Source organism: Kineosporia sp. NBRC 101731, assembly GCF_030269305.1.
Lineage (GTDB): Bacteria > Actinomycetota > Actinomycetes > Actinomycetales > Kineosporiaceae > Kineosporia.
On sequence record NZ_BSTC01000018.1, the window covers coordinates 54,573 to 80,577 of the forward strand.

The following is a 26,005-nucleotide window of genomic DNA, read 5'->3' on the forward strand; positions in this document are numbered from 1 at the left end:
TATGCGGACATCAAGGCTGTCCCCTTTGGTCGTTTACACCCGGAACCGGCGCACCACGTCCGGCAACTCCTGGGACGAGGCGTCGAGGGCCACCGCTGCGGCCGATCCGGAACGGCCGCAGCTGCATGAGCAGGGTCCTCCCGGTGAAGCCGATCTTCGTTCATCGGGTCACCCGTGAGGGGGTTGAGCTCCGGCCGGTGGGAGCGAGGGCGCGCTCCGGGGAGGTGAGGCCCTACTGGATCCGGAAGGCGTCGAGCTGGCGGCGTTCGCGCTTGGTCGGCCGGCCCGCCCCGCGATCGCGCACGGCCACGTGCACGATCTCCTCCTTCGGCGGGGGAGCAGGCGTCAGGTCTTCGAAACAGGTCACGGCCACGGCCGCGCCCACCCGCTTCTGGATCAGCTTGCGCACGATCGCGATGCGCTCACCGCCGGGCGTGACCGCCTCCACCTTGTCGCCCACGCGCACCACCGTCGACGGTTTCGCCTTATGGCCGTTGACCGACACGTGCCCGCCGCGGCAGGCGGTCGAGGCCGCCGACCGGGTCTTGAACAGCCGTACGGACGAGACCCAGACGTCCAGTCGTACCTCTGCCGTATCCACGTGCCCAGCCTACGGGTGGTCGGTCTCCAAGACACCTGTGCTAGGTTTTCCGCCCATTAGTCCGATACGGCGTATATAGGTCGGCTCGAAGACCGCCATTTGCGTATGGGATTTACCTGAACGCTTGATCCGACCATCGGCGATGAAGGGTGTCCATTGACGAGTCCAGCGCGATCTCCTCGTCGTTCCCCGTCCCCGTGGCTGGTCGGGGCGCTGGTCGCGGGAGCCGCGGCCTGGGCCCGCCACCGCGGCGCGATCTCCTGGCCCCCGGCACAGGCCCCCACGTTCGGCCCTCACACCGGCACCCACAATGCCACCCACACCCCCGCCCTCCCGTCGGCCCCCTCGCCGTCCCGTCTCGCCGAGATCGAGGCCACGGCCGCCTTCGACCGGCAGCGCCTGGCCCAGATGCAGCACGAACTGGAACACCTGGTGAAGGTGCGGCTGCCCGCGGCCCTGGCCGGTCGTGACGTGCCCGGCGCCCGGTACACCGCCGACCTGCTGCCGGAGGCCTCGACCACGATCGACGACCTGCTCTCGCAGGTGACCTCCGCGCTGGTCGAGCGCGAGGAGTCGCGGCGCCTGGCCCTGGTCGAACTGGCCGGGCGGGTACAGACCTCGGCCCACCGCATCCAGCAGGCCATGAGTGGCCTGGCCGAGCAGCACCCGGGTGACCCGGCCCTGCTCGAGACCACGATGCGCGTCGACCACGCCGCCACCCAGCAGGCCCGCCACGCCCAGAGCGTGAAGGTGCTGTGCGACGAGTGGCCGGGCCAGCAGTGGCCCGCCGCACTGGCTCTGGTCGACGTGGTGCGCGCCGCCTCGGGGCGCATCGTCGCCTTCGGCCGGGTCCAGGTGACCGGAGACCAGACCGCGGCCGTCGTCCCGTCGGTCGTCGAGCCGCTCATCCACCTGGTGGCCGAGCTGCTGGCCAACGCCACCGAGTACTCCGCCCCGTCCGCCCCGGTCGCCGTATCGGTGCGCGGTGTGCAGCGCGGCGCCGTGATCGAGATCGACGACAGCGGTTTCGGCCTGGACGAGTACCGCCTGGCGCAGGCCCGGGAGATCGTCTCGGGCCGTCGTCTGCTGGGCGTCGGCGACGTCGGCGAGATCCCGCAGACCGGCTTCGCCGTCGTCGGTCGTTTCGCCCGCCGTCACGGGTTCACCGTAGACCTGGGCATCTCGCCCTACGGTGGCGTGCGGGCCGTGGTGCTGGTTCCCGCAGCCCTGGTGGAGACGGTCGAACTGCCGGCCCCCGCGTCCGTCCGTGACCCGAAACCCGCGGCGGAACCCGAGCCGGCGCCGCCCGAGGCGCCTGCCACCCCGAAACTCATCGACACCCGCGTTGCCCCAGCGGTCGGCCTCGCGTCGGCCGAAGACCTGTTCGGATCCGGCGACGGATCGGAAGTGCGCCTGCCGCAACGACGTTCGGCCCGACGGAAAGACGCGGGCCGTTCCGGAGGAGAAACTGCGGCCGGCCGACCCCGGCCCGTGGTCCCGTCCGCCCCTGAGGTCGCCCCCGAAGAGGCAGGCGACTGGATGGAGCGGTTCTTCGAGGGGTCCCAGCCGATCCCGGTGACCCCCGTCGCTCCGGCCGGTGCTGACCCGACGGAGAACCCGTCGCCAGAACCCACGAGCACCCCGACCACGCATGACTTCGATCTCGAGGGGAACGTGAAACCCTCGACCGCCGGGAAGGACGCCGCCCAGGGATGAGCGACTCGCAGAACTACGGACAGCAGGACCGCGGCTGGATGATCGCCGAGGTGAGCATCGTCCCGGGCGTGCGAGACGTCGTGGTCTTCAGTGTGGACGGCCTGCTCCTGGCCGGCTCACCGGGCCTCGCGCGCGACCGGGCCGAGCGACTGGCTGCGACCTGTTCCGGGCTGCAGTCGCTGGGGCGTGCCCTCGGCCACGAGTTCGGCACCGGTGACGGCCTCGTACGCCACCAGATGATCGAGTTCGACGGTGGTTTCCTGTTCCTGCGCAGCGCCGACGGTGCCCATCTGGCCGTCGTCGCCGACCCGGTGGTCGACCCCCGCCAGGTGGCCCGCGCGATGCAGGCCCAGGTACTGAAGATCGGCGCCGCGAACCTCAGCAGTCCGGCCCGCCAGGAACCCGTCCAGTGACGAGGTCTGGGGAACCAGACTTCTCGGCGCGGGCCCTGCGTCCCTACGTCATCACCCGGGGCCGGGCCCGCGCCACCCGTAACACGGTCGGTGTGGAGACTCTGCTCATCGCACCCGATCCCACCCGGGAGCTGCCGGTCACGGCCTCCCGGGAGGAGCGGGCGCTGGTGCAGATGTGTGCACGCCTCATCTCCCTGGTCGAGGCCTGCGCCCATCTCGACCTGCCGGTGAGTGTGGTCGGTGTGCTGGCCTCCGACCTCATCGACGCCGGATACCTCTCGGCCCGCTCGGGTACCCCGAAGCAGGCCGCTCCCGACTCCCAGCTCCTGCAGGAGGTGCTGCATGGACTCCGCGGGATCCGCTGACCGGTATCTGCCCGACACCGTCATCCGCTCCGCGAAGATCCTCGTCGTCGGCGCGTTCGCCGTCGGCAAGACGACCCTCGTCGGTTCCGTCAGTGAGATCACCCCGCTGCGCACCGAGGAGGTGATGACCGAGGCCAGCGTCGGGGTGGACCATCTCGCCGTGAACAGCGACAAGCGCACCACCACCGTCGCCATGGACTTCGGCCGCATCACCATCAACTCTGAACTGGTGCTCTACCTGTTCGGGGCGCCCGGCCAGCGGCGGTTCTGGGATCTGTGGACCGACCTCGCCGTGGGCGCCATCGGGGTGCTGGTGATAGTCGATGTGCGGCGTCTGGAACAGAGTTTCGATGTCCTGGAGCAGCTGGAGGAGCGCGACCTGCCGTTCGCGGTCGCGGTCAACCGCTTCCCCGACAGCCCTGACGTCACGCTGGACGAGGTCGCGTCGGCGCTCGATCTCCTGCCCGACACCCCGGTCGTCGACTGTGACGCCCGTGACCGCAAGTCCTCGGCCGGCGCCCTGCTCGCCCTGGTCGAGTACGTCGCCACCCACGACCCGCGTTCCGCCCAGGAGTACGCCACGTGACCACTTCACCGCCTCCCGGCTGCCCGGCTCACGCGCACCCGCCTCTCCTGCCCCTGATCGAGGCGACCGGTGCGCCTGACCACCGCGTCGTCTTCCGCCGCCTGCGCGACGAGCACGGCCCGGTGGTGAAGGTCGAGCTGGAGCCGGGCGTGGCAGCCTGGCTGGTGATGGGCTACCGCGAGCTGCTCACGGTCACCCGCGACGAACGCCTGTTCAGCCACGACGCCCGTCACTGGCGTGACCTGAACGACGGTGTGGTGGCTCCGGACTCGGGTCTGCTGCCGATGATGGGCTGGCGGCCCAACCTCTTCCAGGCCGACGGCGAGGAACACCGCCGGCTGCGCCGACCCGTCGACGAGGCGATCGCGGGCATCGACCAGCGGGCGATCCGCCGCGAGGTCGAGGAGATGTGCGCCGACCTGATCGCCGGGTTCTCCGAACGCGGTGCGGCCGACCTGATCTCCGAGTACGCCCAGGTGATCCCCACCCTGGCCCTGGCCAGCCTGTTCGGGCTCGACCGGGAGGGCGGCCAGGAGCTGCGCCGCGCCCTGATCGCGTTGTTCGGCAGCCAGACCGACTCGCAACTCGGTGACCGTGCGTTCGACCAGATCCTCGTCGACCTGGTGCAGAGCCGCCAGGACGGCCCGGCCCGCCACGACGTCACCAGCGTGATCGTGCGGCACGAGTCGATGACGAGTCTCGAGGAGCGCGTGCAGTCGCTGGTCCCGCTGATCGGGGCCGGCAACGAGACGATGACCTCGTGGATCGCGCACACGCTGCGCCTGCTGCTCACCGACCCGCGGTTCTCGGCCCAGTTGCGCGGCGGCAGCCTGGGGGTGGACGACGCCCTGGACGAGGCGCTCTGGCGGGAACCCCCGATGAACGTCATGCCCGCTCGTTATGCCCTGCAGGACACCGAACTCGGCGGTCAGAAGATCCTCGAGGGCGACGTGGTGGTGCTCGGGCTGGGTGCTGTCGTCGACGACCCGATGATGCAGACCGGCCACGGCCCGGTGGCCGAGCCGGGCAACCGCGCCCACCTGGCCTTCGCCGCCGGTCCGCACTCCTGCCCGGCCCGGGTGCCGGCCCGGGTGATCGTGCGCACGGCGGTCGGCACCGTGCTGAATCTGCTACCCGACATGCGGTTGAGTATCCCCGCGGAAGAACTCACCTGGTTCCCCTCACCCTGGACCCGGGTTCCCACGGCCCTGCCGGTCGAGTTCTCCACGGTGGCCCTGAACGCACCACTGGCCCGTAGCTGACCCGGCTCACGGAAGAGACCGGGGCTCAGACAAAATCACCTTGCCAGGAGGCCACTTTGTCCGAAAGTACGATCCCCCTTGTAGAACTCGACCCGGTCGGCCGTGACCACCAGGGCGAGGCGGCCCGGTTGCGGGAACTCGGCCCGGTGGTGCGGGTCAAGCTCCCCGGTGACGTGATCGCCTGGAGCATCGCCGATCACGCGCTGCTCACCGAGGTGATCAACGACCCCCGGTTCAGCAAGAACTGGCAGAACTGGAACGACATCCAATCCGGTCACGTGGGCGACGACTGGCCGCTGATCGGCATGGTCAAGGTGACGAACATGCTCACCGCCGACGGGTCTGAGCACCGCCGCCTGCGCAAGCTGGTCACCGGCACGCTGACGCCGCGCCGGGTCGAGGCGCTGCGCCCGCGCGTCGAGGAGATCGTCACCCGTCTGCTCGACGAGCTGCCCGGCCACGTCGACGAGGACGGGGTGGTCGACCTGCGCAAGTACTACTCCGACGTGGTGCCGGTGCTGGTCATCTCCGAGCTGATGGGCCTGCCCGAGGAGTCCCGGCCTGATCTGAAGGCGTTCATGGACAACGTCTTCCGGTCTGACCTGACCCCCGAGCAGGTGCTGGCCAACCAGATGGGCCTGTACCAGCTGCTGGCGAACCAGGTGCAGTACCGGCGTGAGCACCCGGGCCCCGACCTGACCAGCGCCCTGATCGCGACGCAGGCCGAAGACCCGCAGGCCGTGAGCGACGAGGAGCTGGTCGGCACCCTGCTGATCATGCTCGGCGCCGGCCAGGAGACCACGGTGGCCCTGATCACCAACGCCGTGCGGGCCCTGTGCACCCACCCCGACCAGCGGAAGATCGCGGTCGCCGGAGGGCCTCGGGAATGGGCCGGGGTGGTCGAGGAGACACTGCGGTGGGACGCGCCGATCGGCAACTTCCCGTTCCGCTATCCGCTGGAAGACGTCGAGATCGCCGGGGTCACGATCCCGAAGGGCGAGGCCGTCATGGCGCCCTACAGCGCCGTCGGCCGCGACGAGAAGCAGCACGGTGCCGACGCCGGCGAGTTCGACATCACCCGGGAACAGCGCAAGAACCTGGCCTTCGGCGGGGGCGCGCATGTCTGCGTGGGCGCGGCCCTCGGCCGGATGGAGGGAAACCTCGCGATCCCGGCTGTTTTCGAGCGGTTCCCGGACATCGAACTGGCCGTGGACGAGAACGACCTGGTGCCGATCCCGTCGCTGTTCTCGAACAGCTCGTCCACCCTGCCGGTACGGCTCACGAAGATCTGACGCAGCGCACCACACCCGACGTCAGGTCCCGGTAGTTCGAGTACCCGTCGTCGTAGTTCAGTGCCCAGTGTGAATCCTTCTCCGGGGCAGCCCGGTTCGCGGCCCAGTACCAGCCGCGAGCCGGGGTGTCGGGGAAGGCCTTCCGGTTGATCGCCGGCCCGACGAGCGATTCGTCGACCAGGGTGGCGAGTTCCTGGACGCCCGGCAGTCGCCACTTCTTGCCACCCAGGGCAAGGTTCGAGCAGTAGGCGGAGGCCTTCGGTGCGGCCATCGAGCTCGAGCTGGCGCGCTGCCAGACCAGGCCGGTCATCGGGTCTTTGACCTGACCGTCGGCGATCGTGTATTTCACCGCCCCGGAGCCGGCTGGGGACTGCACGCAGCGCACCGCGAACTTGCCCGACTGGTCGGCCGCGTTGCTGGTCAGTCCCTCGAAGAAGTTCACGATCCAGGCGAAGGCCGGATCGTGCTCCGTGGCCCACGGGGACGACGTCCAGAAGAAGGCCACGGGGGTGTCGGGGAAGGCCTTGGTGTCGATGGCCGGACCGGAGCGGGTGGTGTCGATCAGCGAGGTCAGCTCGACCCGGGTCGGCACGCTCCAGTTGCCGCCTGCGAGCTTCAGGTTCTTGCAGTAACTCTGGGCACCCGCATAGGTGTAGGAGTTCGCTGCGCTCGAGCGCTGCCAGACCAGACAGGTCACCTCGTCCACCACCGTGCCGTCCTGGCGCACCGTGTAGCGGTGCTGGTTCGGCAGACCTTCACCGGAGTTCGGCATGGTCCAGCCGGCCCACACCGCATCGGGGACGCCCGTGCGGGCGCAGCGGTCGGTGGCCACGGCTTTCTTACGAGGGGACGTCCTGGTCGGTTCGGGTGTCGGACCCACCGAGGTGGCGGCCGAGGTGGCGACCGGTGCCGGGGTGGGGGAGATCGTCGACAGCGCGGCGCTCACGGCCGAGGTGTCGCGGGGCACCTCCTGCCGCACCGGAGGGGTCTGGCTCACGTCGTAGAGGAAGCCACCGACGAAGAGCAGCAGGGTGGCGGCGGTGGTCACGGTGGCGACCCGACCCGCCCAGCGCACGGTGCTCCAGGCGGTGTGATCCTCGGGCAGGTCGTGCCGGGGGTCGTCGGGGTCGTCGGGCCCGGCGGTGGAGGCGGCCACCAGTTCGGCGTCCTCCCACTGTTCCGCCGTCAGCAGGCCCTTCTCCACCAGCGCGGCGATGAGCGCGGCGGGCAGCGGCAGCAGTTGCAGCCCGGCGATCAGCCGGGAGGTCGGGACCTGGTGCTCGGCCTCCCGCAGGCACACCACGCAGGTGCGCACATGCTTGGTGATGCGCTTGCGCCACAGCGTGTTCGGGTCGCCGTCCCAGTCGGTCACGACCGCGGCCAGGCCGTCGCAGAGCGGCCGGCGTTCCAATGCCACCACCGCGACCCGGCACTGCTCCAGCTGTTCCCGCATGCGTTGCAGGCGCACCGCGGTGTGGGCCTCTCCCAGGTCCAGCGCGGCGGCGATCTCGGTGCGGGTGATCCGCCCGGCGCATTCCTCCCACCAGAGGGCGAGCAGGGCGCGGTGTTCCTCGTCGAGCCACTGACCGGCCCGCACCAGGTCACGGTGCTGACCCTTGAGATCCAGCCAGAGCACGGCGAGATCCTCGAACTCCAGCGAGATCTCGCCGCGCCCACCGACGTCCGCAAGCCAGTCGTCGCTCACCGGAGCGGGCACCTCGGTGACGGGACGACGGAAGTGATCACCGATCTGGTGCACGGTGATGGTCACGAGCCACGACCGGAAGCTGGCGGGGCTCTCCAGACCGGACAGGTCCCGCACGACGCGCAGCAGCACTTCCTGCGTCACGTCGTCCACGTCGGCCGGCCGGCTCACCGACCGGCCGACGAGGTTGTAGACCAGAGGAACGTACCGGGCCAGGAGCTCCCGAAGGGCGTCGTGATCACCGGCCTGGGCGTCGCGCACCAGACCCGGTTCGTCCTCTTGCATGGTTGTTTCCCTTGTGAGGCTTACTTCTGGAGGGCGTAGCTCAGGTGCGGCGGCTGGTTGTAGGCGGTGTTCTGCCAGGCCAGTGCCACCCGGTACATCGAGTCCTGGGTGAGAGTGACCAGGCGGGTGGAGGTCTCGATCGGCGTGCTGAAGATGCGCAGCGCGGTGTCGTCCGACTCCGGCAGGATCACTTCTTCACGCCAGTCACCGAGGATGTCGCCCGAGAGCGAGGGCGTGGCCTTGGTGCTGTTGTTGGAGTGAACGCCCGAGGCGGTCAGCAGACGGGTCTCGCCCGTCGGCGTCCACTTGCTGATCTTGTTGCTGTCGAGCAGCTCGCGGGAGAGATCGCCGTCCCACCACACCAGGAAGTTGGTGGAACTGGGCTTGGAGCCGATCTTGGTGCCGCTGGTGTTGCGCACGCCGTCGACGCTGGACGACCACTGCTCGGCACCCGCGCTGCCCGCGTAGATGTCTTCCGCGACGCCGCGACCGGTGTCGCAGCCGCAGCTGGCCGCCTTGCTGATGATCGCGCCGGTGGCCGCGTCGGCGATGAAGTCGGCCGGGCCGCTGTTCTTCTCCTCGCGGACCTTGAACACCTCGAGGCCGGCGCGGGTCGGGATCAGGTCACCCACGTGCAGGGTGTCGCCGTGACCCAGCTTCGTCGTCCACAGGCCCTTGCCGGTGTCGTCGAGAGCCATCGAGCCGTAGATGATCTCGTCTTTACCGTCGCTGTCCACGTCGGCCACGGAGAGCTGGTGGTTGCCCTGGCCGGCCCAGTTGGCCGGTGTGGTCTGCTTGCTGGAGTCGAACTGCCAGCGCTGGGTGAGCTTTCCGCCCTTGTAGTCCCAGGCCGTGACGACCGAGCGGGTGTAGTAGCCGCGCGCCTCGATCAGGCTGGGCGTGCTGCCGCTGAGGTAGGCGGTGCCGGCCAGGAAGCGGTCGACGCGGTTGCCGTAGCTGTCGCCCCAGCTGGAGACCGTGCCGCGGGCGGGCATGTAGTTGACGGTCGAGGCGGCGGCGCCGGTCTGGCCGTTGAACATGGTCAGGTACTCGGGCCCGGTGAGGACGTAGCCGCTGCTGTTGCGGTAGTCGGCGCTCGAGCTGCCGATCACCGTGCCCTTGCCGTCCTTGGTGCCGTCGGCCGTCTTCATCGCGACCTCGGCCTTGCCGTCACCGTCGTAGTCGTAGGCCTGGAACTGCGTGTAGTGCGCGCCGGCCCGGATGTTCTTGCCCAGGTCGATCCGCCAGAGCTGGGTGCCGTCGAGCTCGTAGGCATCCACGTAGACATTGCCCGTGTAGCCGGACTGGGAGTTGTCCTTGGAGTTGGTCGGTTCCCACTTGAGCACGATCTCGAACTCGCCGTCACCGTCGAGGTCGGCCACCGAGGCATCGTTGGCGGTGTAGGTGTACGCGACGCCGTCCTTGGCGGTACCGCCGGCGGGCTTCTTCAGCGGAACACGCAGCGACCCGTCCGACAGGTTGCGCACCGTCGCCGTCGTCGACCCCGTTTTCACCGTGTAGGTGGCGGTGGCCGCGGCGCCCTTGTCGAGGTAGTTCGTGGAACCGGTGATACCCGACTTGACCAGTGTGCCGTTGCGGTAGACGTCGAACGACGCGGTCTTGGAGTCGGTGGCCAGGAGCCGCCAGCTCACCAGGTTCCCGGTGCTGGAGTGGACACTGATCGCGCCTCGGCCCAGCGTCTCCAGCTGGTGCCCGGCGACGGTCACCTTGGTGGCGGCGGCCGAGACGGAGGACGAGGTCGCGGCGGTCGTGCTCTGGGAGCGACCGACGGCGAAGCTGGTACCGGCCGCTGCGAGGCTGCCGGTCACAGCGATCCCGGCGGCGATCGCGACGGTGCGGCGCCGGTTGGGGTGACGACGTTGGCTCACGGAATTCCTTCTCTCACCGATCATCGGTTGCCACCCGAGGGCGGACGTACGGAATTACCCCGGGCAGTGATGCTGCCGGGGAGAACAGGTCGATTCCGTGGGGTGGCGTCGTGAATCCTCGTCAGCTTGATATGGCCTGTCAACCATCGAAAAGGTTGCCCGGGAACAGGTCATGGGCAGGTCCGGGGAGTGTCAAGAATGCGTTGGTGGCGATGATCCCGGTGCGTGCATAACGTAAATTGCGGGGAAGATTTCACAGCGGTGCGGGCAACCTTTCGACCGCTCGCGCCCTAGCCAGGCCGATTGCCCCGGCCCGGTCCGGAGCCGCGGACCCGAATCGGTCTCTGATCTGCGCACCGTCACGTCGCGTGCCGGGCAAAGTACCGGTTGTTGCAGAATTTCGACCACGAAGTGTTACCAGGGGTACGCCAGGCTCATTGCCTGGTCAAGGCCCCTTTAAATGATCGTTGTCGGCTTGAGATCGGTGACCCGGACTGAGAACGATGGTGTCTGTCCGGCCCGATCCGCCGGTCACTCCATCCCTGACAGGAGTGCTCCACCATGCGCCCAAAGATTGTCCTGCCGTTGGCGACGACGGTCACGGCCCTGGCCGGCGTGGCTCTCGCCGGTCCGGCCAGTGCCCACGGCTACATCTCGTCGCCACCCAGCCGGCAGGCGCTGTGCGCCAGTGGTGCCGTCACCGGCTGCGGCCCGATCCAGTACGAACCACAGAGTGTGGAGGCCCCCAAGGGGTCGAAGAAGTGCAGCGGGGGTAACGCGAACTTCACTGTGCTGGACGATGAGTCGCGCGACTGGCCGGCCACCGACGTGGGTGGCGACGTCACCTTCAACTGGACCCTCACCGCGCGGCACTCGACCAGCACCTGGGTGTACTACGTCGACGGGCAGCAGGTGGCCTCGTTCGACGACCAGGGGGCCAAGCCCAACGCGACGGTCTCGCACGATGTCGACCTCAGTGACTACTCCGGCGAGCACACGGTTCTCGCGGTCTGGAACATCGCCGACACGGTCAACGCCTTCTACAACTGCGTCGATGTGAACATCGGCGGTTCGGGCGGTGGTTCGAACGGGCCCACCCCGACGCCGGACGAGACCACCACCGCGCCCTCCGGCGGCGGGACGCAGGCGCCGGCCCCGACGGCTTCCTCGGCCCCCACCGCCACCGCTACGACCGAGCCCGCTGAGACCGGGGCCCCGGCCGACGGGGCGGAGTGGAAGGACTGGACCTGGTACGACCGCGGCGACACGGTGACCTACGAGGGTGTGACCTACGAGTGCCGTCAGTCGCACACCACGCTGCCGGGCTGGGAGCCCTCCGCGGTGCTCGCGCTGTGGCTGCCGAAGTGAGGCTTCTCGGGCGGAGTTTGACGATGGCCACGCTGGTGGCCGGGGCCGCGCTGCTGCTCGGGGGATGCAGCGTGCCGGGCGGCCTCACGATCAGTACCGGCAGCACGGACGAGGGCACGGCGTCGATCTCGTCGGGTGGGCACTCGTCGCACGCCACCGCGTCGGCCACCGAGGGGGAGCCCGGTGACGGAGGGGAGACCGGGCACAACGCCGCCGACGTCATGTTCCTGCAGATGATGATCGCGCGGGAGGTGGAGACGGCGAAGCTGGCGGCCCTGGCCGACGGGGGCACCCTGTCGAAGGAGGTCACGGCGCTGATCGGGGCCATCAGCAGCACGGAGAACGATGAGCGGGCGGAGATGACGGGCTGGCTCAAGGCCTGGGGCGAGCCGGCCGAGGCCGACGCCGATATGCACGCCGAGCACGGTGGCGTCAGCACGCTGACCAAGGCCGATATCAAGGCCCTGAAGTCAGCCTCGGGCAGCCGGTTCCAGACCACGTTCCTGAACCTGCTGCTCGCCCAGCAGAGCAACGGGGCCGAGATCGCCCAGTACGCGACGGACCACGGAAAGAACGGTGGGGTGCTCGAACTGGCCGGGCGGATCCACGAGTCCCGGTCGGCCCAGGTGCAGCACATGCTCAACCTGCTGTGACGTGACCGGCCGCCGAACCGGACAGACCCGGATCGGCGGCTGCTCAGCAGGTGCCGGCGTCGGCCCAGGTCGTACCCCGACTGCTCGGGTTCTCGCTGATGGTGCTGCGGGTCGCGCGCCAGACGCGGCCGTTGAACGCCACTTCGTCGTCGGGCAGATAGGTAACGGCGGCGCTGTACGCGTCCGGGCACGTCGAACGGACCTGCTGCCAGACCACGAGGCCGCCTGCGATCACGGCCACAGTGACGATGGAGGCGAGGAGACCCCGGCGGGCGGTCATCGGGCGCACGTGTCCTTTCGGCGGTGAAAGAAGAATGGCCGCACCGAAAAACACCGGTCCGGCGGATGGGCGCTGAAAGCTACCACGCGGCCTGAGTCGTTCCGGCGGATCGGCCCAGATTTTCCGGCCGGACATCGAACCGAATTCTGCTCCAGGTGTCGGTTTATCGGAACCCTGGGTAATGGCCAGGCCCCGATTTCCTGATTTGGTGACGTGCCGTGATCTTGAGGGGTATGGCCTTCCGATTGAGAACCTCTAAAGGTCAGACGTTTCGGCGAGCCGGTCCAGCATGCGCAGGCCCAGCCGGCTCATCCCCGGGTTGGTCGTCGCGTAGTACCAGCCCAGGCCCATGGCCTGCTCGAAGGCCCAGGCCCGGCCGCGTTCCCAGGTCAGGTCGTCGCAGTCCAGGCCTTCGCGCAGGATCGGCCGGGTCTGCGCATCCAGCAGACTCCAGGCGGAGATCAGGTCAAGTGCGGGATCGGCCGGTCCGAAGCCACCGACGTCGATGACCCCGGTGAGCCGGCCTTCCGGCGAGACCAGAACATTCCCGGGAATCAGGTCGCCGTGATTCATCGTGTCGGGAGCGGTTCTCGGCAATTCCCGCCAGTGTTCCCAGCGACGCCGCCAGGAAGGCACATCGAGAATGTCGCCGCTCTCCGCGAAACATTTCTCCATCCAGTCGTCATGGTCGGGAAGATTCCCACCGCGCCCGGATCCGGTGAAGGCGCGACCACCGGTGCCGATGCCGCGCAGGTCCCGGACGAGTTCGACCAGGTCTTCGGCGAATCCGGCGCTGCCGGACGGATCGGCCTCGCTACCGGTGGGGCCGTCGAGCCAGGTCTGTACCGCCCACGGCAGGGGATACCCCAGCCCCGGCTCCCCGAGGGCGAGAGACTGGGGAACTCGGAACCGGGTGTGCTCGGCCAGCTTCCGGGCCGCCTCGGCCTCACGGGCGAACCCGTCCGCCGTCTCCTGCGGGTCACCGGGCCGCAACGGAAACCGCGCCGCCAGCTCGTCCCCGATCCGGAAGACGGCATTCACGGTGCCCTTGCTCCACAACCGCCGCACGGGCAACCCGGCCCACCGGGGAAACTGCGCCGACACCAGCCCTGCGACCTGGGCCGCGTCCATCGCGATCTGATCCCTGTGCACCCCCCCGATCCTGCCCGGCCCAGCCCGTCTCGTCGCCCCCTGGTAACAAAGGGAGGGAGGGGACGCCCCCTTCTCCTGCTCGTGCTCACGAATCGAGAAGTCCGGGTCGCGGTCATCGACTAGCGTCGTGGCGTGATCGGGGAGCAGCACGCTGTCATGGAACGATGCTCCCCGAGGTAGGCCGACCGATCTGGAGACTCGATGAGCAAGGCAGCCCAGCCGCCGCAGGAGCACGTCGCCGACAGCCACGAGATCATCCGGGTGCACGGCGCCCGGGTGAACAACCTCAAGGACATCAGCGTCGAGCTGCCCAAGCGGCGGCTGACCGTTTTCACCGGCGTTTCCGGATCGGGCAAGAGCTCCCTGGTGTTCGGCACCATCGCCGCCGAGTCACAGCGCCTGATCAACGAGACCTACTCCAGCTTCGTGCAGGGCTTCATGCCGGCGCTGGCCCGGCCCGACGTGGACGTGCTCGAGGGCCTGACCACGGCGATCATCGTCGACCAGCAGCGGATGGGGGCCGACCCGCGCTCCACCGTCGGCACCGCCACCGATGCGCACGCCATGCTGCGCATCCTGTTCAGCCGTCTGGGCAAGCCCTACATCGGCGGCCCGGGCGCCTTCTCGTTCAACGTCGCCTCGGCGTCGGGCAGTGGGGCGGTCACGGTCGAGCGGGGGGCCGCCACCCGGGCCACGAAAGCCACCTTCACCCGTGTCGGCGGGATGTGCCCGCGCTGCGAGGGGCGGGGCTCGGTCAACGACATCGATCTGACCCAGCTCTACGACAGCAGTAAGTCGCTGAGCGAGAGCCCCTTCACGATCCCCGGTTACAGCATGGACGGCTGGTTCGGCCGGATCTTCGCCGGGTGCGGGTATTTCGACCTGGACAAGCCGATCAGCAAGTACAACAAGCGCGAGCTGCACGACCTGCTGTACAAGGAGCCGACGAAGATCAAGGTCGAGGGCATCAACCTGACCTACGAGGGCCTGATCCCGAAGCTCCAGAAGTCGATACTCTCCAAAGACGTCGACTCGATGCAGCCGCACATCCGCGCGTTCGTCGAGCGCGCCGTCACCTTCACCACCTGCCCGGAGTGCGACGGCACCCGGCTCGCCGAGGGCGCCCGCTCGGTGAAGATCAAGGGCATCAGCATCGCGGACGCGGCGACCATGCAGATCAGCGATCTGGCGGAGTGGGTGAGCAAGCTGAAGGAGCCGAGCGTGGCTCCGCTGCTCGGCAAGCTGCGCCACACACTCGACTCGTTCGTCGAGATCGGCCTGGGCTACCTCAGCCTGGACCGGCCGTCCGGCACCCTCTCGGGCGGGGAGTCGCAGCGCACCAAGATGATCCGGCACCTCGGCTCGGCGCTCACCGACGTCACCTACGTGTTCGACGAGCCCACGATCGGCCTGCACCCGCACGACATCGAGCGGATGAACAAGCTGCTGATCGAGCTGCGCGACAAGGGCAACACGGTGCTGGTGGTGGAACACAAGCCCGAGGCCATCGCGATCGCCGACCACGTGGTCGACCTCGGCCCGCGCGCGGGAACCGCCGGCGGGCAGGTGGTTTACGAGGGCACGGTGGAGGGTCTGCGAGGCAGCGACACGCTCACCGGCCGGCACCTCGACGACCGTTCCACCCTGAAGGAGACCGTGCGGGAGGCTTCCGAGGTCCTCCAGATCCGTGGTGCCGATGCCAATAACCTCAAAATGGTGGACGTTGATGTCCCCCTGGGTGTGCTGGTGGTGGTCACCGGGGTGGCCGGGTCGGGCAAGAGCTCACTCATCCATGGTTCGGTCGCCCCGCTGGATGACGTGGTCGCCATCGACCAGAGCGCGATCCGCGGGTCGCGGCGCAGCAACCCGGCCACGTACAGCGGTGTGCTGGAGCCGATCCGCAAGGCCTTCGCCAAGGCCAACGGGGTGAAACCGGCGCTTTTCAGTTCCAACTCGGAGGGTGCCTGCCCCGTCTGCAACGGCAACGGGGTGATCTACACCGACCTGGCGATGATGGCCGGAGTTTCCACCCCGTGCGACGAGTGCGAGGGCCGCCGCTTCCAGGCGTCCGTGCTCGAGTACCGGCTGGGCGGCCTCAACATCAGTGAGGTGCTCACCCTGCCGGTCGCCGAGGCGGAGCGGTTCTTCGCCGACGGTGAGGCGAAATTGCCCGCTGCACACAAGATCCTGGACCGGATGGTCGACGTCGGTCTGGGCTATCTCACACTGGGGCAGCCCCTCACCACGCTGTCGGGCGGTGAGCGCCAGCGGTTGAAACTGGCCGTGCACATGGGGGAGAAGGGCGGCGTCTACATCCTCGACGAGCCCACCACCGGTCTGCACCTGGCCGATGTGGAGCAGCTTCTCGGCCTGCTCGACCGTCTGGTCGACGCGGGTAAGTCGGTGATCGTCATCGAGCACCACCAGGCCGTGATGGCCCACGCCGACTGGATCATCGACCTCGGCCCGGGCGCGGGTCACGACGGGGGCGCCGTCGTGTTCGAGGGCACCCCGGCCGACCTGGTGGCCGCCCGGTCCACCCTGACCGGACGGCACCTGGCCGAATACATCGGGTCCTGAAGCCCTTCTCAGGGGTCGTTGCCGGCCTGGCCCAGCACCGCGAGGGCCTGGTCGTAGATGTCGTTGCCGTCGGCCAGGGCCTGTTCCGCCAGCTTCTGGTGTCCCTCGTCGGGCGTCAGGCCGCGGTCGAGCAGGAAGCCGATGGCCTGATCGATCGTGCGCAGCCGCTCGGTGGGTGTCTTCCGGGGCCCTGTGATCGAGGGGTCGTCGGTGAGCAGGAGTTTCGCGGCGTCCAGGTCGCCGTCGATGATCAGCCGATCGAGTTTGCCGGTGGACGAGGCGAAACTGGCGAGCGGCAGGGCGGTCAGGTGGCTGTACTCGGAGGGGACCTCGGCGAGAAAGATGACCTGGTGAACGTGTCGGCCGGGGCCGGTGGTGGCGATCTGGGCGCGCAATGACGAACGCACGACGGCGGAACGGGAGCGGAGCCGGTCGTCGAGCGCGTAGAACGGCGCTTCCTGACCGAGACTGATGATCACCGCGACACAGGACGAACTCGTGGCTACGGCGGAGCGTACGAGGTCGCGGAACAGCAGCACGAGGTCTGCGCCGCTGAGCTCGGCGAGTTCGGTCAGCCGAGCCACGGTGTCGTCGGCCAGATCCATAAATTGCTCTTCCCGAGGCACGGTGGGTGCCTGTTACCGGACCTGCGCCGCGGAGCGCGCCGAGCCGGTTCATTGGCGGCGACGGGCAGGAGAGGTGCCCGTGTTCATGCTGTACGGGAGGGCTATTCCGGGTTCTTCGGCCGGGCGCGGGCCCGGGCGTGAGCCTGAACCACGATCTGGGCCGCGAGTTCACTGAGGTCGATGCTGTCCTGGGTACTCCTCCGGCGAAGAGCTTCGTACGCCTCGTCGGCCGTCGTGCCGGTACGGCTCATCAGAATGCCGATGGCCTGATCGATGCTCGTCCGGTCGGCCATGGCCTGTTCCAGCTGGGCCGCCACCCGGCGGCTCTCCTCCAGGAGGAGAGCCTGGGACGCCGTGATGGCCGCCGGCTCGGCGAAAGCCTCGCCGATGACGGCAGATTGCTCGGTGAAGGCATCGTGGGCCCGACCGTAGACGTTCAGGGCCCCGACCGGCCGGCCGGCGACGAGCAGAGGCAGTGACAGGGCGCTGTGCACGCCCAGCCGGCCGGCCTGCGGCCCGAAGCTCGGCCATCTCACTTCACCGTCGAGCGACCCGGAGCGCTGGGTGGACCGGGACTCCACAGCGAGCAGACACGGACCTTCACCGATGCCGTACTGCACGGCGTCGACCGCGCGCACGAGATCGTTGCTGGCCACCATCGTGTCCGGGCCCTGCCGCTCGAGCACCGTGAGTCCGGCGCCGTCGGCGCCCGGGATCGCGGACACCGCGAACCTGGCCACCTGGAGCAGCGTCTGCGCCAGCGGCTGGGTTCCCGTCAGGATCCGGGACAGCCCGGCCAGGCTGTCCCGCAGGTCCCGTTCGGGATCTGCTGTCATGTCGTCTCGCTCCCTAGCGGTCTGCTCGACCTTGCTCCGGGGACCAGCCGTCGGATCAGGGTCGAGAAGCAGACCGTAGCTGTGTCAGTCACCTCGTATCACCGGGCCCGGGATTCTCGGCCGGCTCCGGGTGCCGGACCGAGCCCGGGCCAGCGCTTGTTCGACCACCTGGGCGGCGACATCGCTGAGCTTGATGTGGTCCTGCTGGCTCTGCCGGCGCAGCACCTCGAAGGCTTCGTGCGGAGTCTTGCCGGTGCGGCTCAGAACGATCCCGATGGCTTGGTCGATGGTCGCCCGGCTGGTGAGAGCCTTTTGCAGGTGCGCCGTCATCCGACGGCTCTCCTCCAGGAGAAGGGCGTGCGAGGCGGTGACGGCGGCCGGCCCGGAGAACTCCTCGCCGATCGCTATCGAGTGCTGGTCGAACGCGTCCCGCCCATGAGCATAGATGTTGAGAGCTCCGACCACCCGCTCACCGAGCAGGAGGGGCACGGAGAGCGCACTGTGCACGCCCATCCGCCCGGCCTGGGGCCCGAAGCGTGGCCAGCGGTCCTCCTCGCCGCCGAGCGACCCGGACCACTGGGTGGTGCGCGTCGCGACGGCGAGCAGACAGGGGCCCTCACCGATGCCGTACTGCGCGGCGTCTACCTCTTCCACGAAATCGGCACTGGCGACGATGGTGTCAGGACCGCTCTGTTCCAGCAGGGTGAGTCCGGCGCCATCGGCTCCCGGAACCGCCGAGACCGCGAGCGAGGCCACGTGCCGCAGTGTCACTGTCAGTGGCTGGGCGCCGGTCAGGGCCCCGGCCAGCGCGGTCAGACTTTCCTGGAGGTCGTCCTCGGAATCTGCGGTCATCGGGCTTGCTCCCTACTCCGTCACGGACTGGTGCAGAGACCTCAGACGCTGGAGGGCGTCGTCAGAGAGGACGGCCGTCATCGAAACTGCGGCGTACCCTTCGGCACCCGGGAGCGGAACGGCCGGACCCACCGCTCGGTGGAGGCGGGCCAGCAGTTCGCTCAGCTGTGACCAGTTGGAAACCCCCAGACAGACCACGCCGATCCGGGTGCTGCCGACCCGGTACAGGGTATCTCCGCGGCGGACGGCCCGTGCGAGTCGTTTCCGGTAATGGGGCAACAGGAGTTCGGTGAGGGGGTGCTCCAGAGGGGTGTCGTCCGGTGCCCTGACGAGTCCGAGCACCAGCAGGGCGCCCTGCGTGGTGGTCTGCTTCTGTCGCTCCGGAGGATCGTCATTCCGGTGTCCGGGAGACCCGGCCAGGACCATCTCGCCGCGGGGTGGAGACAGCAACGGGCCAAGGAAGGTGGTGGACATGTCTTCTCCGGAACCAGTGACTCAAGGGTCCCCGGCATTGGCGAGTGCGCCCGAGGCACGGGGAAATTCCCGGTGCTTTCGGCCCGGAGTGGCTGTTGGCCCAGCATGCACACCATAGATGACGGGTAACTGTCACGTCACCCTGAGTGCTAAAAATGGTGAGGGTGGGATTTATGGCCGCCCCGGTGGGTCACCGGGGCGCTGGGTGAGGTGCGGCGCCGCCTGCTACCCCGGTACCGCTCGATCCCGGTCGGGTCGGGGGCGTCGCGAGGTCTGAGGTTCTCGTCATGGCCAGATAGAGCTGGCGCGTCGTCACCGGCGCGGGCAGCGGCTCGGTGTGCTCCGCCGACAGCGACTGCAGGAAGTAGGCCGTCAGGCGGCGCCAGGCGTGCGGGGCCTGATCGATCGTGCGGCTGATCACCCCGGCATTGGCCATGAGCATCAGGGGCATGTCGTGGGGCACGAAGTCGGCGCGGAGCTGTCCAGCGGCCTGGGCCCGTCGGGTGAGTGCGTCGAAAGTTCGGTAGGCGCGGGCCCGTTCGGCCTCGAACGCGGGAGCTGCGGGGAAGCTGCCGATCAGCACCTGGGAGAAGCCCCGGTCGCCGGCCTGTAGTTCGAACACCTCGGTCACGCACTGCCGGAAGCCCTGCCAGGGATCGGGAAGGGCCGCGGCCGTCTCGGTGATGTCGGCGTAACGGCGCATCCGGTCGATGAACACCGTGGCGATCAGCTCGTCGCGATGGGCGAAGTTGCGCAGCGTGGTGGCGATGCCCACGCCGGCCCGCCGGGCGACCTCGTTCATCGAGGCATCCAGGCCCAGGTCGGCGAAGGCCTCAGCGGCGGCGGAGATGATCCGCTCCCGGTTGCGCACTGCGTCGGCCCTCGTCACGGAGACAGATTACCGGGACCCGGAATATCTGGATAGGGCACTCCAGTTATGCTCGCCATCATCAACTGGAGTGGCCGCTCCAGATCGCCGTCACCTCGTCCGTGAAGGAAACCTCCTGATGTTCATCGCCACCGCAGTCGTCTCGGTGCTTCTCGCCGTTCTCCTGATCGCCTCTTCCTACGGCAAGTTCACCCGCGGCGAGATGGGACTCAAGGTCTCCCGCACGGTCGGCTGGCCGGAGAATCTGCTCTGGGTGCTCGGCCTGCTCGAGGTGGCCGGTGCCGTCGGCCTGGTCATCGGCCTGTTCTGGTGGCCGATCGGGGTCGCCGCCGCCATCGGCGTCGTGCTCTACTTCGCCGGCGCCGTGATCGCGCACCTGCGCAGCCGTGACCCGGAGTGGCAGCCGGCGGTCGTGATCGGGCTGATCGCCGTCGCGGCCCTGGTGTTGCGGGTGCTCAGCGCCTGACCGGTCTGACCAGCTCGACCAGCCTGTTCCACCTGGCTCCACTGATCCACCGGTGCCGAATCGTGCTCACCTGAAGCACGATTCGGCACCGAGCGGCTCAGCGGAGGTCTTCCGGCACGGTGGGCTGGGTCGTCCGCTCGAAGGGTTCCGCCAGCAGGGCCCGGATCGTGGCCGCATCGGTGTTGGCCCCGAACAGGGAGGTGCCCGGCTGCAGCCGCACGCCCTCGGCGAGCGGGCTCACCTCGACCGGGTCGAAACCCAGGTCGTCCACCAGGGAAGCGACGGTGCGCACATCGTCCTCCCGGTCGCCCGCCAGCGCGATCGCCGTGCGGTCGGGGCTTCCGGCGGGCCGAGAACCGCCCTCCAGGTCGTGATAACCCATGTGGTTGAAAGCTTTCACCACCCTCGACGTGGGCAGGTACTCCTGCACGACCTCACTGGAGGTGGTGCGCGGGTCGGTGAGGTCGTCACGCACCCCGTCCACCTCCCACCAGTAGTTCATGGCGTCCACCACCAGCTTGCCGCTCAGCGCGTCCACCGGGATGGTGCGGTACTTGCCCAGAGGCATGGCCAGCACAACGATGTCGGCGCGCTGCGCCACTTCGTCCGAGGTGAGCGCCTGCGCTCCGGGAGCGAGAACGCCGATGATGAGCGAGATCTTCGACGGGTCGCCCGAACCGGAGATGAGGACGTCGTAGCCGGCCGCGACGGCCAGGCGGGCCAGGACGGTGCCGACCTTCCCGGCGCCCAGGATGCCGAGAGTGCCGGGGATGCTGGGGGTGGTCATTTTCCTAGCCTTCCAGCATGTCGCGGACCAGGGGGACGACCTTGGTGCCGTAGAGCTCCACGGTGCGGGAACGGGCACTGGCCGGCAGCGGGCCGCCGGTGTAGGTCAGGTCGAAACGGCCCACGCCGAGCGCCTTGACGGAGGCGGCGATGCGGCGCGCGACGGTCTCGGGGGAGCCCAGGTAGAGGGAGCCGCCCTCAACCTCGGACTCGAACTGGGCCCGGGTCACGGGCGGCCAGCCGCGGTCGGCGCCGATCTTGTCGCGCCCGGCCTTGTACGGGCCGTAGTACAGCTCCTTGGCCTGCTCGTCGGTGTCGGCGATGAAGCCGTGCGAGTGCATGCCGACGGGGTGGGCGGTGGTTCCGAGCTCCTGCGCCGCCCTCTGGTACAGGTCGACATAGGGCGCGAACCGCTCGGCCGGGCCGCCGATGATGGCGAGCATCAGCTTGAGGCCGTACTGGGCGGTGCGCACGACCGACTGCGGGGAACCGCCGACGCCGACCCAGGTGTCCAGGCGGCCCTCGGTCTTCGGGAACACGTCGGCGTTCTTCAGGGCAGGGCGCGTGGTGCCGGTCCAGTCGACCGGCTTCTCGTCGAGGAGCTTCACGAACAGGTCGAGCTTCTCCTCGAACAGCACGTCGTAGTCGGCGAGGTCGTAGCCGAACAGGGGGAAGGACTCGGTGAAGGAGCCCCGCCCGAGGATCGCCTGGGCGCGTCCGTTGCTGAGGGCGTCGACGGTGGCGAACCGCTGGAACACGCGCACCGGGTCGTCGGAGCTGAGCACGGTCACGGCGGTGGCCAGCTTGATCCGCTCGGTGCGGGTGGCGATGCCGGCCAGGAGCGTCTCCGGGCTGGAGATCGCGTACTCGGAGCGGTGGTGCTCGCCGAGCGCGATGACGTCCACGCCGGTCTGGTCGGCGATGACGGCCTCGTCGAGTACCTGCCGGATCGCCGCGGCCTGGGAGACCAGGACCCCGGAGTCGTCCACCGGCACCTCGCCGAAGGTGTCGAGACCCATGACGAGTTCGCTCATGACGCTGTCCTCCTGATGATTGAGTAATCAACTACATTGTGACTGACGCACTCAACCACGGCTACCACCGGGTTATGCCCGGAGGCCGAACGGGTAGATCGAGGGCTGTTCGTGGGTGCCCGCGCGCCGCCCGGTCAAAAAACAGGGGCCGAATTGGCTCAGGGCCGACCGGGTGACGCCGAAGAATGCAGGAGATCCGGGCCGGGGTCCGCCTTCTTCGAGTGGAGCAGTGAGTGTTCAAGCTATCGCCCAGCAATGCGGCCATGTCGGTCCAGCAGTCGGCCCGTGAAGCCCATGCGGACGTCGTGGCTGTCACCGACATGGTGACCAAGCTCGGCCAGGCAACCACTCCTGAGCAGGCGGTGAAGACCTCTCTCGAGGTGGTGCGGCAGCACTTCGGCTGGGCCTACGGGTCCTACTGGGTGCGCGACGCCACGGCGGAGGTGCTGCGGTTCGCCCTGGACAGCGGTGACGTCGGTCCGGAGTTCAAGGCGGTCACGCTCGAGGCTTCCTTCGCCGAGGGCGTCGGCCTCTCCGGCCGGGCCTGGCGGCAGCGTGACCTGGTCTTCGTCGAGGACCTGGGCACCATGACCGACTGTGTCCGCGCCCCGGTCGCGATGAAACAGGGTGTGCGTAGCGGTATCTGCTTTCCCCTGTTCGAGCAGGGCGATGTGGTCGGCACCATGGACTTCTTCACCACCGAGGTGCTCAGCCTCTCGCAGGACCGCCTGGCGGTGCTGCGGGCGATCGGTGTGCTGGTCTCCTCGGCCCTCGAGCGTCTGCACGAGGCGGTACGCCAGGAGAAGGCCGCCCAGGACGTCGACCTGGTCTCGACCGTCATCCGGGAGCTGACCACCGCCACCAGCGACGACGATGCCCTGCGGGTGGCGATGGAGACCATCCGGCGCGACTTCGACTGGCAGTACGGCTCTTTCTGGCGTCTTGACGAAGAGGCGCAGGTACTGCGCTTCGCCAAGGAATCGGGTGACGTCAACTCGGAATTCCGCGACGTGACCCTCTCGGCGTCCTTCGCCCAGGGCATCGGGCTCTCGGGCCGGGCCTGGGCCCGCAACGACTTCGTCTTCGTCGAGGACCTCGGTGAACTGACCGACTGCGTGCGGCGGCCGGCCGCACAGCGGGCCGGCGTGAAATCGGGTGTCTGCCTGCCGATCACGGTGAACGGCCGATTCATCGGCACCATCGACTTCTTCGCCACGCGCACCCTGATCATGGCCAAGAGCCGGGAGATGGCCCTGCGCAACACCGCCTTCCTGATCGGTCAGGCGATGGAACGGTTCGGCGCGAGCCGGCAGCTGAAGAGCGCCGGTGAAAAGCTGATGGAGTCGATCGGAGAGGTGGAGCGCAACGTCGTCTCCGCCTCCGAGGTCGCCTCGCGGGGTGGTCGGCTCACCGAGGAGGCCAACACCCAGGTCGCCGCGCTCGGGCAGGCCAGCGCCGAGATCAGCAAGGTGGTGCAGGACATCCAGACCATCGCCGCGCAGACCAAGCTGCTGGCGCTGAACGCCACCATCGAGGCAGCCCGGGCGGGTCAGTCGGGCAAGGGGTTCGCGGTCGTCGCCGAGGAGGTCAAGGAGCTCTCGGGCGAGACCGAACGGGCCACGACCAACGTCAGCGAGCGGGTCAATACCATCCAGAGCCGGGTGCAGGCCGTCATCAGTTCGCTCTCCGACATCCACCACGCCGTCGACGAGATCAACCAGACCCAGCAACTGATCCAGGGCGTTCTCAGCGACCAGGCCACCATGACCCGCACCATCCTCGAATGACCCGTCGCCATCTGTCCCGTCTGTCCCTGTGCTGCCAGGCCCGACGACCCGCCGGCTCTGGTCCCCGACCCCCTGTCCCTGAAGGGCGAAAAGAGATATGACCCCTGCAAGCGCGAAGATCGACTCCGGCAAGGGAAAGTCGGCCAAGAAGGCGGACAAGTCCAAGGCGAAGGCCAAGGGGTTGAAGGCGGTACCCGGCCAGCGGCGGGCGCCCGAGCAGCAGGCCCCGGACCAGCAGCGGGCCGACACGGCGTGGCAGCGTCTGGAGGAGGGTAACCAGCGCTGGGCCAGTGGTCTCAGCGGGGCGGCGCTCTCCCGGACCCCGGAGCGCCGGGCGAGCCTCGTGCAGGGCCAGGCCCCGTTCGCCATGGTGCTCGGTTGCGCCGACTCCCGGCTGCCCACCGAACTGCTGTTCGACCAGGGCCTGGGCGACATCTTCGTGGTCCGCACGGCCGGCCACGCCGTCGACGACGCCGTGCTCGGCTCGGTCGAGTACGCCGTGGCCGTGCTCGGTGTCGACCTGGTGGTCGTGCTCGGGCACGACAGCTGCGGCGCGGTGGCGGCCACCGCCAAGACCCTCGCTCAGGGCACGGTGCCCGGCGGTTACATCCGCGACATCGTGGAGCGCCTGTCCTGCGACATCGCCAGCGGCCAGCAGTCCGGCCTGACCGACCTCGACGACCTGTCCCGCTACCACGCCCGCTCCACCGCGGAGCTCCTGCAGAACCGCTCCAGCATCGTGCGCGACGCCGTGGAGAAGAACGGTCTCGGCATTGTCGCGGCCACCTACGAGCTGGGCAGCGGCCGGGTACGGTCGGTTCCCGCCTGAGCCTCCCACCGAAACCACCGAATGAGGGACGCCCCGCACACCTCGGTGTGCGGGGCGTCCCTCATGCTGGGGCTGCGTTCAGGACAGCGCGGACAGCCGCTGATCCACTCCCATGGCGACATCGGTGGGGGAGTACCCCTTCGCCGCGAACTCGAACACGGTGCCGCTGAGTTCCTGGCGCACAGCGGCCTTCGCGGCGGCGTCGCCGCCCGCGATCGCCTCTTCCACGCGGTCGAACAGCTCGTCGACCTGGCGGGTGTCGAAACCGCGCGCGACCACAGGGAATCTCTTAGCCATGGGGCGGAGTGTAGCTGCGGCTGCTGGGCGGAGGAAGTGGCGGAGGAAGTAGTGACAGCGGCCCCCTGGACCGCTGCGCTCACGGTTCAGGCCCCGATGACGGGCTTCGGACGAAGGACGTCCATGGTCTCCTCGGCGAAGGAAGCGGCCTTCCAGAGATGGTGGGCCAGCTCCCGGGTCTGGTGCGGTGTCATCTCGAAGAGCACGCCCAGGGTGATTCGAGGGGCGCTCGCCCGGATGCCGACCGGCACGGCCGTGAGATCGACATCGATGCGCTGGGCCACGCGGACCGACACCTCGTCCCCGGTGACGACACCGATCATTCGCTCATGATCGATGGCCTCCTCATCGACGACGGAAGTCGTTGTCCAGCGGTGGCCCTGAGAGTGCTGAATCTGACGCATGGCGGAACGTCCTTCCCGCAGAAGAAGAACTGCGGAGGCGGACGGCCCGGCGCTATCCCCGTTACGCACGGGACACCCTTCGCGATACAGCGCCCCTTGGGCGCAATGGAAGGAAATCGACATTTTCGCCTACGCTTGATCGGCCTGGCAGGGATGGGAACGGGGCACACGACGGGGCCGGACCGACTTGGTACGAGCAGGAAATTCGTAGTCTCGGATAACTGAACGACTTCACCACGATGCTTGCGCTGGAAGAGATTGCCTCTTCGATAAGAATTTTCGCTCCCATACTCGTTCCCGGGCCGGGTGCAGCGAAGATCTTGATCAGCGGGGACGGTCGCTGGGTCAAGGCGTCCGCCAGCGACCCGAATGGCAACTGTGCCGAGATCCGTGACACCAAGGATCACGGTGAACGGCCGACCCTGATCCTGGCTCCGCGGGCGATCACCACATGGCTGGAGGGTGCCCCCCGTCGAGGCGAGTTCGCTCACCTCGCGAACCGCTGACCCAGCTCTTCGTCGAGCTGAGGGCCTGGGGTCTTGCATCTGACCACGAAGGGCGTACCTTTGTTAAAACAA

General features: G+C 68.6%; 27 protein-coding genes. 13 read left to right on the plus strand and 14 right to left on the minus strand.

Annotation, left to right across the window (positions count from 1 at the left end; genetic code table 11):
• Window positions 1–232 precede the first annotated feature (232 nt).
• Entirely contained in the window at window positions 233–601 is a 369-nt protein-coding gene (locus tag QSK05_RS32245; protein ID WP_285601181.1) for an RNA-binding S4 domain-containing protein, read from the minus strand.
• Window positions 602–757: 156 nt separating this feature from the next.
• On the opposite strand from QSK05_RS32245, the gene QSK05_RS32250 reads away from it, so the two are divergent.
• Genes QSK05_RS32250 through QSK05_RS32275 form a run of 6 tightly spaced genes read left to right on the plus strand, consistent with a single transcriptional unit; the run spans window position 758 to window position 6,235 of the window.
• Window positions 758–2,317: an ATP-binding protein gene (locus QSK05_RS32250; protein WP_285601182.1), complete on the plus strand. Its 1,560-nt coding sequence runs from the start codon at window positions 758–760 to the stop codon at window positions 2,315–2,317.
• Window positions 2,314–2,730, plus strand: coding sequence for a roadblock/LC7 domain-containing protein (locus tag QSK05_RS32255; protein ID WP_231486067.1), 417 nt, complete (start codon window positions 2,314–2,316; stop codon window positions 2,728–2,730). Before QSK05_RS32250 ends, QSK05_RS32255 begins: the two co-directional genes overlap by 4 nt.
• Window positions 2,727–3,095: a DUF742 domain-containing protein gene (locus tag QSK05_RS32260; protein WP_285601183.1), complete on the plus strand. Its 369-nt coding sequence runs from the start codon at window positions 2,727–2,729 to the stop codon at window positions 3,093–3,095. The genes QSK05_RS32255 and QSK05_RS32260 overlap by 4 nt, the downstream gene beginning before the upstream one ends.
• Window positions 3,073–3,681, plus strand: a complete 609-nt coding sequence (locus QSK05_RS32265; RefSeq protein WP_285601184.1) for a GTP-binding protein — start codon at window positions 3,073–3,075, stop codon at window positions 3,679–3,681. Before QSK05_RS32260 ends, QSK05_RS32265 begins: the two co-directional genes overlap by 23 nt.
• Entirely contained in the window at window positions 3,678–4,943 is a 1,266-nt protein-coding gene (locus QSK05_RS32270; protein WP_285601185.1) for a cytochrome P450 family protein, read from the plus strand. The genes QSK05_RS32265 and QSK05_RS32270 overlap by 4 nt, the downstream gene beginning before the upstream one ends.
• A 56-nt stretch (window positions 4,944–4,999) precedes the next feature.
• Window positions 5,000–6,235, plus strand: a complete 1,236-nt coding sequence (locus QSK05_RS32275; protein WP_285601186.1) for a cytochrome P450 family protein — start codon at window positions 5,000–5,002, stop codon at window positions 6,233–6,235.
• On the opposite strand, the gene QSK05_RS32280 is transcribed toward QSK05_RS32275, so the two are convergent.
• Window positions 6,222–8,225, minus strand: a complete 2,004-nt coding sequence (locus QSK05_RS32280) for a sigma-70 family RNA polymerase sigma factor (protein WP_285601187.1) — start codon at window positions 8,223–8,225, stop codon at window positions 6,222–6,224. The genes QSK05_RS32275 and QSK05_RS32280 overlap by 14 nt on opposite strands.
• A gap of 20 nt (window positions 8,226–8,245) precedes the next feature.
• The gene (locus tag QSK05_RS32285; RefSeq protein WP_502879848.1) at window positions 8,246–10,138 is read right to left on the minus strand and encodes a rhamnogalacturonan lyase; all 1,893 of its coding nucleotides are present in this window, start codon (window positions 10,136–10,138) and stop codon (window positions 8,246–8,248) included.
• Window positions 10,139–10,675: 537 nt separating this feature from the next.
• On the opposite strand from QSK05_RS32285, the gene QSK05_RS32290 reads away from it, so the two are divergent.
• Window positions 10,676–11,482: a lytic polysaccharide monooxygenase gene (locus QSK05_RS32290; protein ID WP_285601189.1), complete on the plus strand. Its 807-nt coding sequence runs from the start codon at window positions 10,676–10,678 to the stop codon at window positions 11,480–11,482.
• 23 nt (window positions 11,483–11,505) lie between these two features.
• Complete coding sequence (locus QSK05_RS32295; protein ID WP_285601190.1) at window positions 11,506–12,135, plus strand: DUF305 domain-containing protein; 630 nt, start codon at window positions 11,506–11,508, stop codon at window positions 12,133–12,135.
• A 43-nt stretch (window positions 12,136–12,178) separates the two neighbouring features.
• Here the strand turns inward: QSK05_RS32295 and QSK05_RS32300 are convergent, their stop codons facing one another.
• Entirely contained in the window at window positions 12,179–12,415 is a 237-nt protein-coding gene (locus QSK05_RS32300; RefSeq protein WP_285601191.1) for a hypothetical protein, read from the minus strand.
• Window positions 12,416–12,670: 255 nt separating this feature from the next.
• Window positions 12,671–13,567 carry an aminoglycoside phosphotransferase family protein gene (locus tag QSK05_RS32305; protein WP_285601192.1) on the minus strand — a complete coding sequence of 299 codons (897 nt, stop codon included), beginning with the start codon at window positions 13,565–13,567 and terminating at the stop codon, window positions 12,671–12,673.
• Window positions 13,568–13,768: 201 nt separating this feature from the next.
• On the opposite strand from QSK05_RS32305, the gene QSK05_RS32310 reads away from it, so the two are divergent.
• Window positions 13,769–16,147 (plus strand): ATP-binding cassette domain-containing protein, encoded by a 2,379-nt coding sequence (locus QSK05_RS32310; protein WP_285601193.1) that lies wholly within the window; start codon window positions 13,769–13,771, stop codon window positions 16,145–16,147.
• An 8-nt stretch (window positions 16,148–16,155) separates the two neighbouring features.
• Here QSK05_RS32310 and QSK05_RS32315 read toward each other — a convergent pair whose 3' ends face one another.
• The 5 genes from QSK05_RS32315 to QSK05_RS32335 all read right to left on the minus strand — a co-directional run bounded on the left by QSK05_RS32315 (window position 16,156) and on the right by QSK05_RS32335 (window position 19,824).
• Complete coding sequence (locus QSK05_RS32315; RefSeq protein ID WP_285601194.1) at window positions 16,156–16,752, minus strand: hypothetical protein; 597 nt, start codon at window positions 16,750–16,752, stop codon at window positions 16,156–16,158.
• A gap of 122 nt (window positions 16,753–16,874) precedes the next feature.
• Complete coding sequence (locus tag QSK05_RS32320; RefSeq protein ID WP_285601195.1) at window positions 16,875–17,609, minus strand: GAF and ANTAR domain-containing protein; 735 nt, start codon at window positions 17,607–17,609, stop codon at window positions 16,875–16,877.
• A gap of 84 nt (window positions 17,610–17,693) precedes the next feature.
• Window positions 17,694–18,461, minus strand: a complete 768-nt coding sequence (locus QSK05_RS32325) for a GAF and ANTAR domain-containing protein (protein WP_285601196.1) — start codon at window positions 18,459–18,461, stop codon at window positions 17,694–17,696.
• Between the two features lie 12 nt (window positions 18,462–18,473).
• Window positions 18,474–18,935: a nucleotidyl cyclase domain-containing protein gene (locus QSK05_RS32330; protein WP_285601197.1), complete on the minus strand. Its 462-nt coding sequence runs from the start codon at window positions 18,933–18,935 to the stop codon at window positions 18,474–18,476.
• 190 nt (window positions 18,936–19,125) lie between these two features.
• Window positions 19,126–19,824, minus strand: coding sequence for a TetR/AcrR family transcriptional regulator (locus QSK05_RS32335; protein ID WP_285601198.1), 699 nt, complete (start codon window positions 19,822–19,824; stop codon window positions 19,126–19,128).
• Window positions 19,825–19,942: 118 nt separating this feature from the next.
• Between QSK05_RS32335 and QSK05_RS32340 the strand changes: the two genes are divergently transcribed.
• Window positions 19,943–20,290 carry a DoxX family protein gene (locus QSK05_RS32340; protein ID WP_285601199.1) on the plus strand — a complete coding sequence of 116 codons (348 nt, stop codon included), beginning with the start codon at window positions 19,943–19,945 and terminating at the stop codon, window positions 20,288–20,290.
• Window positions 20,291–20,387: 97 nt separating this feature from the next.
• Here QSK05_RS32340 and QSK05_RS32345 read toward each other — a convergent pair whose 3' ends face one another.
• Together QSK05_RS32345 and QSK05_RS32350 are read right to left on the minus strand one after the other, a co-directional pair.
• Window positions 20,388–21,077, minus strand: a complete 690-nt coding sequence (locus tag QSK05_RS32345) for an NADPH-dependent F420 reductase (RefSeq protein ID WP_285601200.1) — start codon at window positions 21,075–21,077, stop codon at window positions 20,388–20,390.
• A 4-nt stretch (window positions 21,078–21,081) separates the two neighbouring features.
• Window positions 21,082–22,110, minus strand: a complete 1,029-nt coding sequence (locus QSK05_RS32350; RefSeq protein WP_285601201.1) for an LLM class flavin-dependent oxidoreductase — start codon at window positions 22,108–22,110, stop codon at window positions 21,082–21,084.
• 263 nt (window positions 22,111–22,373) lie between these two features.
• Here QSK05_RS32350 and QSK05_RS32355 point away from each other — a divergent pair, with 263 nt between their 5' ends.
• Both QSK05_RS32355 and QSK05_RS32360 read left to right on the plus strand, forming a co-directional pair.
• Entirely contained in the window at window positions 22,374–23,897 is a 1,524-nt protein-coding gene (locus QSK05_RS32355) for a GAF domain-containing protein (protein ID WP_502879851.1), read from the plus strand.
• A gap of 97 nt (window positions 23,898–23,994) precedes the next feature.
• On the plus strand, window positions 23,995–24,726 hold the full coding sequence (locus QSK05_RS32360; protein WP_285601203.1) for a carbonic anhydrase: 732 nt from the start codon (window positions 23,995–23,997) through the stop codon (window positions 24,724–24,726).
• 78 nt (window positions 24,727–24,804) lie between these two features.
• Here QSK05_RS32360 and QSK05_RS32365 read toward each other — a convergent pair whose 3' ends face one another.
• Together QSK05_RS32365 and QSK05_RS32370 are read right to left on the minus strand one after the other, a co-directional pair.
• A complete protein-coding gene (locus tag QSK05_RS32365) occupies window positions 24,805–25,023 on the minus strand; it encodes a DivIVA domain-containing protein (RefSeq protein WP_285601204.1) in 219 nt (72 codons plus the stop codon).
• An 86-nt stretch (window positions 25,024–25,109) separates the two neighbouring features.
• The gene (locus QSK05_RS32370; protein WP_285601205.1) at window positions 25,110–25,346 is read right to left on the minus strand and encodes a hypothetical protein; all 237 of its coding nucleotides are present in this window, start codon (window positions 25,344–25,346) and stop codon (window positions 25,110–25,112) included.
• 320 nt (window positions 25,347–25,666) lie between these two features.
• Between QSK05_RS32370 and QSK05_RS36550 the strand changes: the two genes are divergently transcribed.
• Complete coding sequence (locus QSK05_RS36550; protein WP_352303403.1) at window positions 25,667–25,933, plus strand: DUF397 domain-containing protein; 267 nt, start codon at window positions 25,667–25,669, stop codon at window positions 25,931–25,933.
• Window positions 25,934–26,005 lie beyond the last annotated feature (72 nt).

Bases quoted from the DNA above. Each gene is read 5' to 3' on its own strand.
- QSK05_RS32255 (WP_231486067.1), top strand. From the start codon at position 2,314: ATGAGCGACTCGCAGAACTACGGACAGCAGGACCGCGGCTGGATGATC.
- QSK05_RS32265 (WP_285601184.1), top strand. From the start codon at position 3,073: ATGGACTCCGCGGGATCCGCTGACCGGTATCTGCCCGACACCGTCATC.
- QSK05_RS32280 (WP_285601187.1), bottom strand. From the start codon at position 8,225: ATGCAAGAGGACGAACCGGGTCTGGTGCGCGACGCCCAGGCCGGTGAT.
- QSK05_RS32285 (WP_502879848.1), bottom strand. From the start codon at position 10,138: ATGATCGGTGAGAGAAGGAATTCCGTGAGCCAACGTCGTCACCCCAAC.
- QSK05_RS32290 (WP_285601189.1), top strand. From the start codon at position 10,676: ATGCGCCCAAAGATTGTCCTGCCGTTGGCGACGACGGTCACGGCCCTG.
- QSK05_RS32295 (WP_285601190.1), top strand. From the start codon at position 11,506: ATGGCCACGCTGGTGGCCGGGGCCGCGCTGCTGCTCGGGGGATGCAGC.
- QSK05_RS32300 (WP_285601191.1), bottom strand. From the start codon at position 12,415: ATGACCGCCCGCCGGGGTCTCCTCGCCTCCATCGTCACTGTGGCCGTG.
- QSK05_RS32310 (WP_285601193.1), top strand. From the start codon at position 13,769: ATGAGCAAGGCAGCCCAGCCGCCGCAGGAGCACGTCGCCGACAGCCAC.
- QSK05_RS32315 (WP_285601194.1), bottom strand. From the start codon at position 16,752: ATGGATCTGGCCGACGACACCGTGGCTCGGCTGACCGAACTCGCCGAG.
- QSK05_RS32320 (WP_285601195.1), bottom strand. From the start codon at position 17,609: ATGACAGCAGATCCCGAACGGGACCTGCGGGACAGCCTGGCCGGGCTG.
- QSK05_RS32325 (WP_285601196.1), bottom strand. From the start codon at position 18,461: ATGACCGCAGATTCCGAGGACGACCTCCAGGAAAGTCTGACCGCGCTG.
- QSK05_RS32330 (WP_285601197.1), bottom strand. From the start codon at position 18,935: ATGTCCACCACCTTCCTTGGCCCGTTGCTGTCTCCACCCCGCGGCGAG.
- QSK05_RS32340 (WP_285601199.1), top strand. From the start codon at position 19,943: ATGTTCATCGCCACCGCAGTCGTCTCGGTGCTTCTCGCCGTTCTCCTG.
- QSK05_RS32345 (WP_285601200.1), bottom strand. From the start codon at position 21,077: ATGACCACCCCCAGCATCCCCGGCACTCTCGGCATCCTGGGCGCCGGG.
- QSK05_RS32350 (WP_285601201.1), bottom strand. From the start codon at position 22,110: ATGAGCGAACTCGTCATGGGTCTCGACACCTTCGGCGAGGTGCCGGTG.
- QSK05_RS32355 (WP_502879851.1), top strand. From the start codon at position 22,374: ATGTCGGTCCAGCAGTCGGCCCGTGAAGCCCATGCGGACGTCGTGGCT.
- QSK05_RS32360 (WP_285601203.1), top strand. From the start codon at position 23,995: ATGACCCCTGCAAGCGCGAAGATCGACTCCGGCAAGGGAAAGTCGGCC.
- QSK05_RS32365 (WP_285601204.1), bottom strand. From the start codon at position 25,023: ATGGCTAAGAGATTCCCTGTGGTCGCGCGCGGTTTCGACACCCGCCAG.
- QSK05_RS32370 (WP_285601205.1), bottom strand. From the start codon at position 25,346: ATGATCGGTGTCGTCACCGGGGACGAGGTGTCGGTCCGCGTGGCCCAG.
- QSK05_RS36550 (WP_352303403.1), top strand. From the start codon at position 25,667: ATGCTTGCGCTGGAAGAGATTGCCTCTTCGATAAGAATTTTCGCTCCC.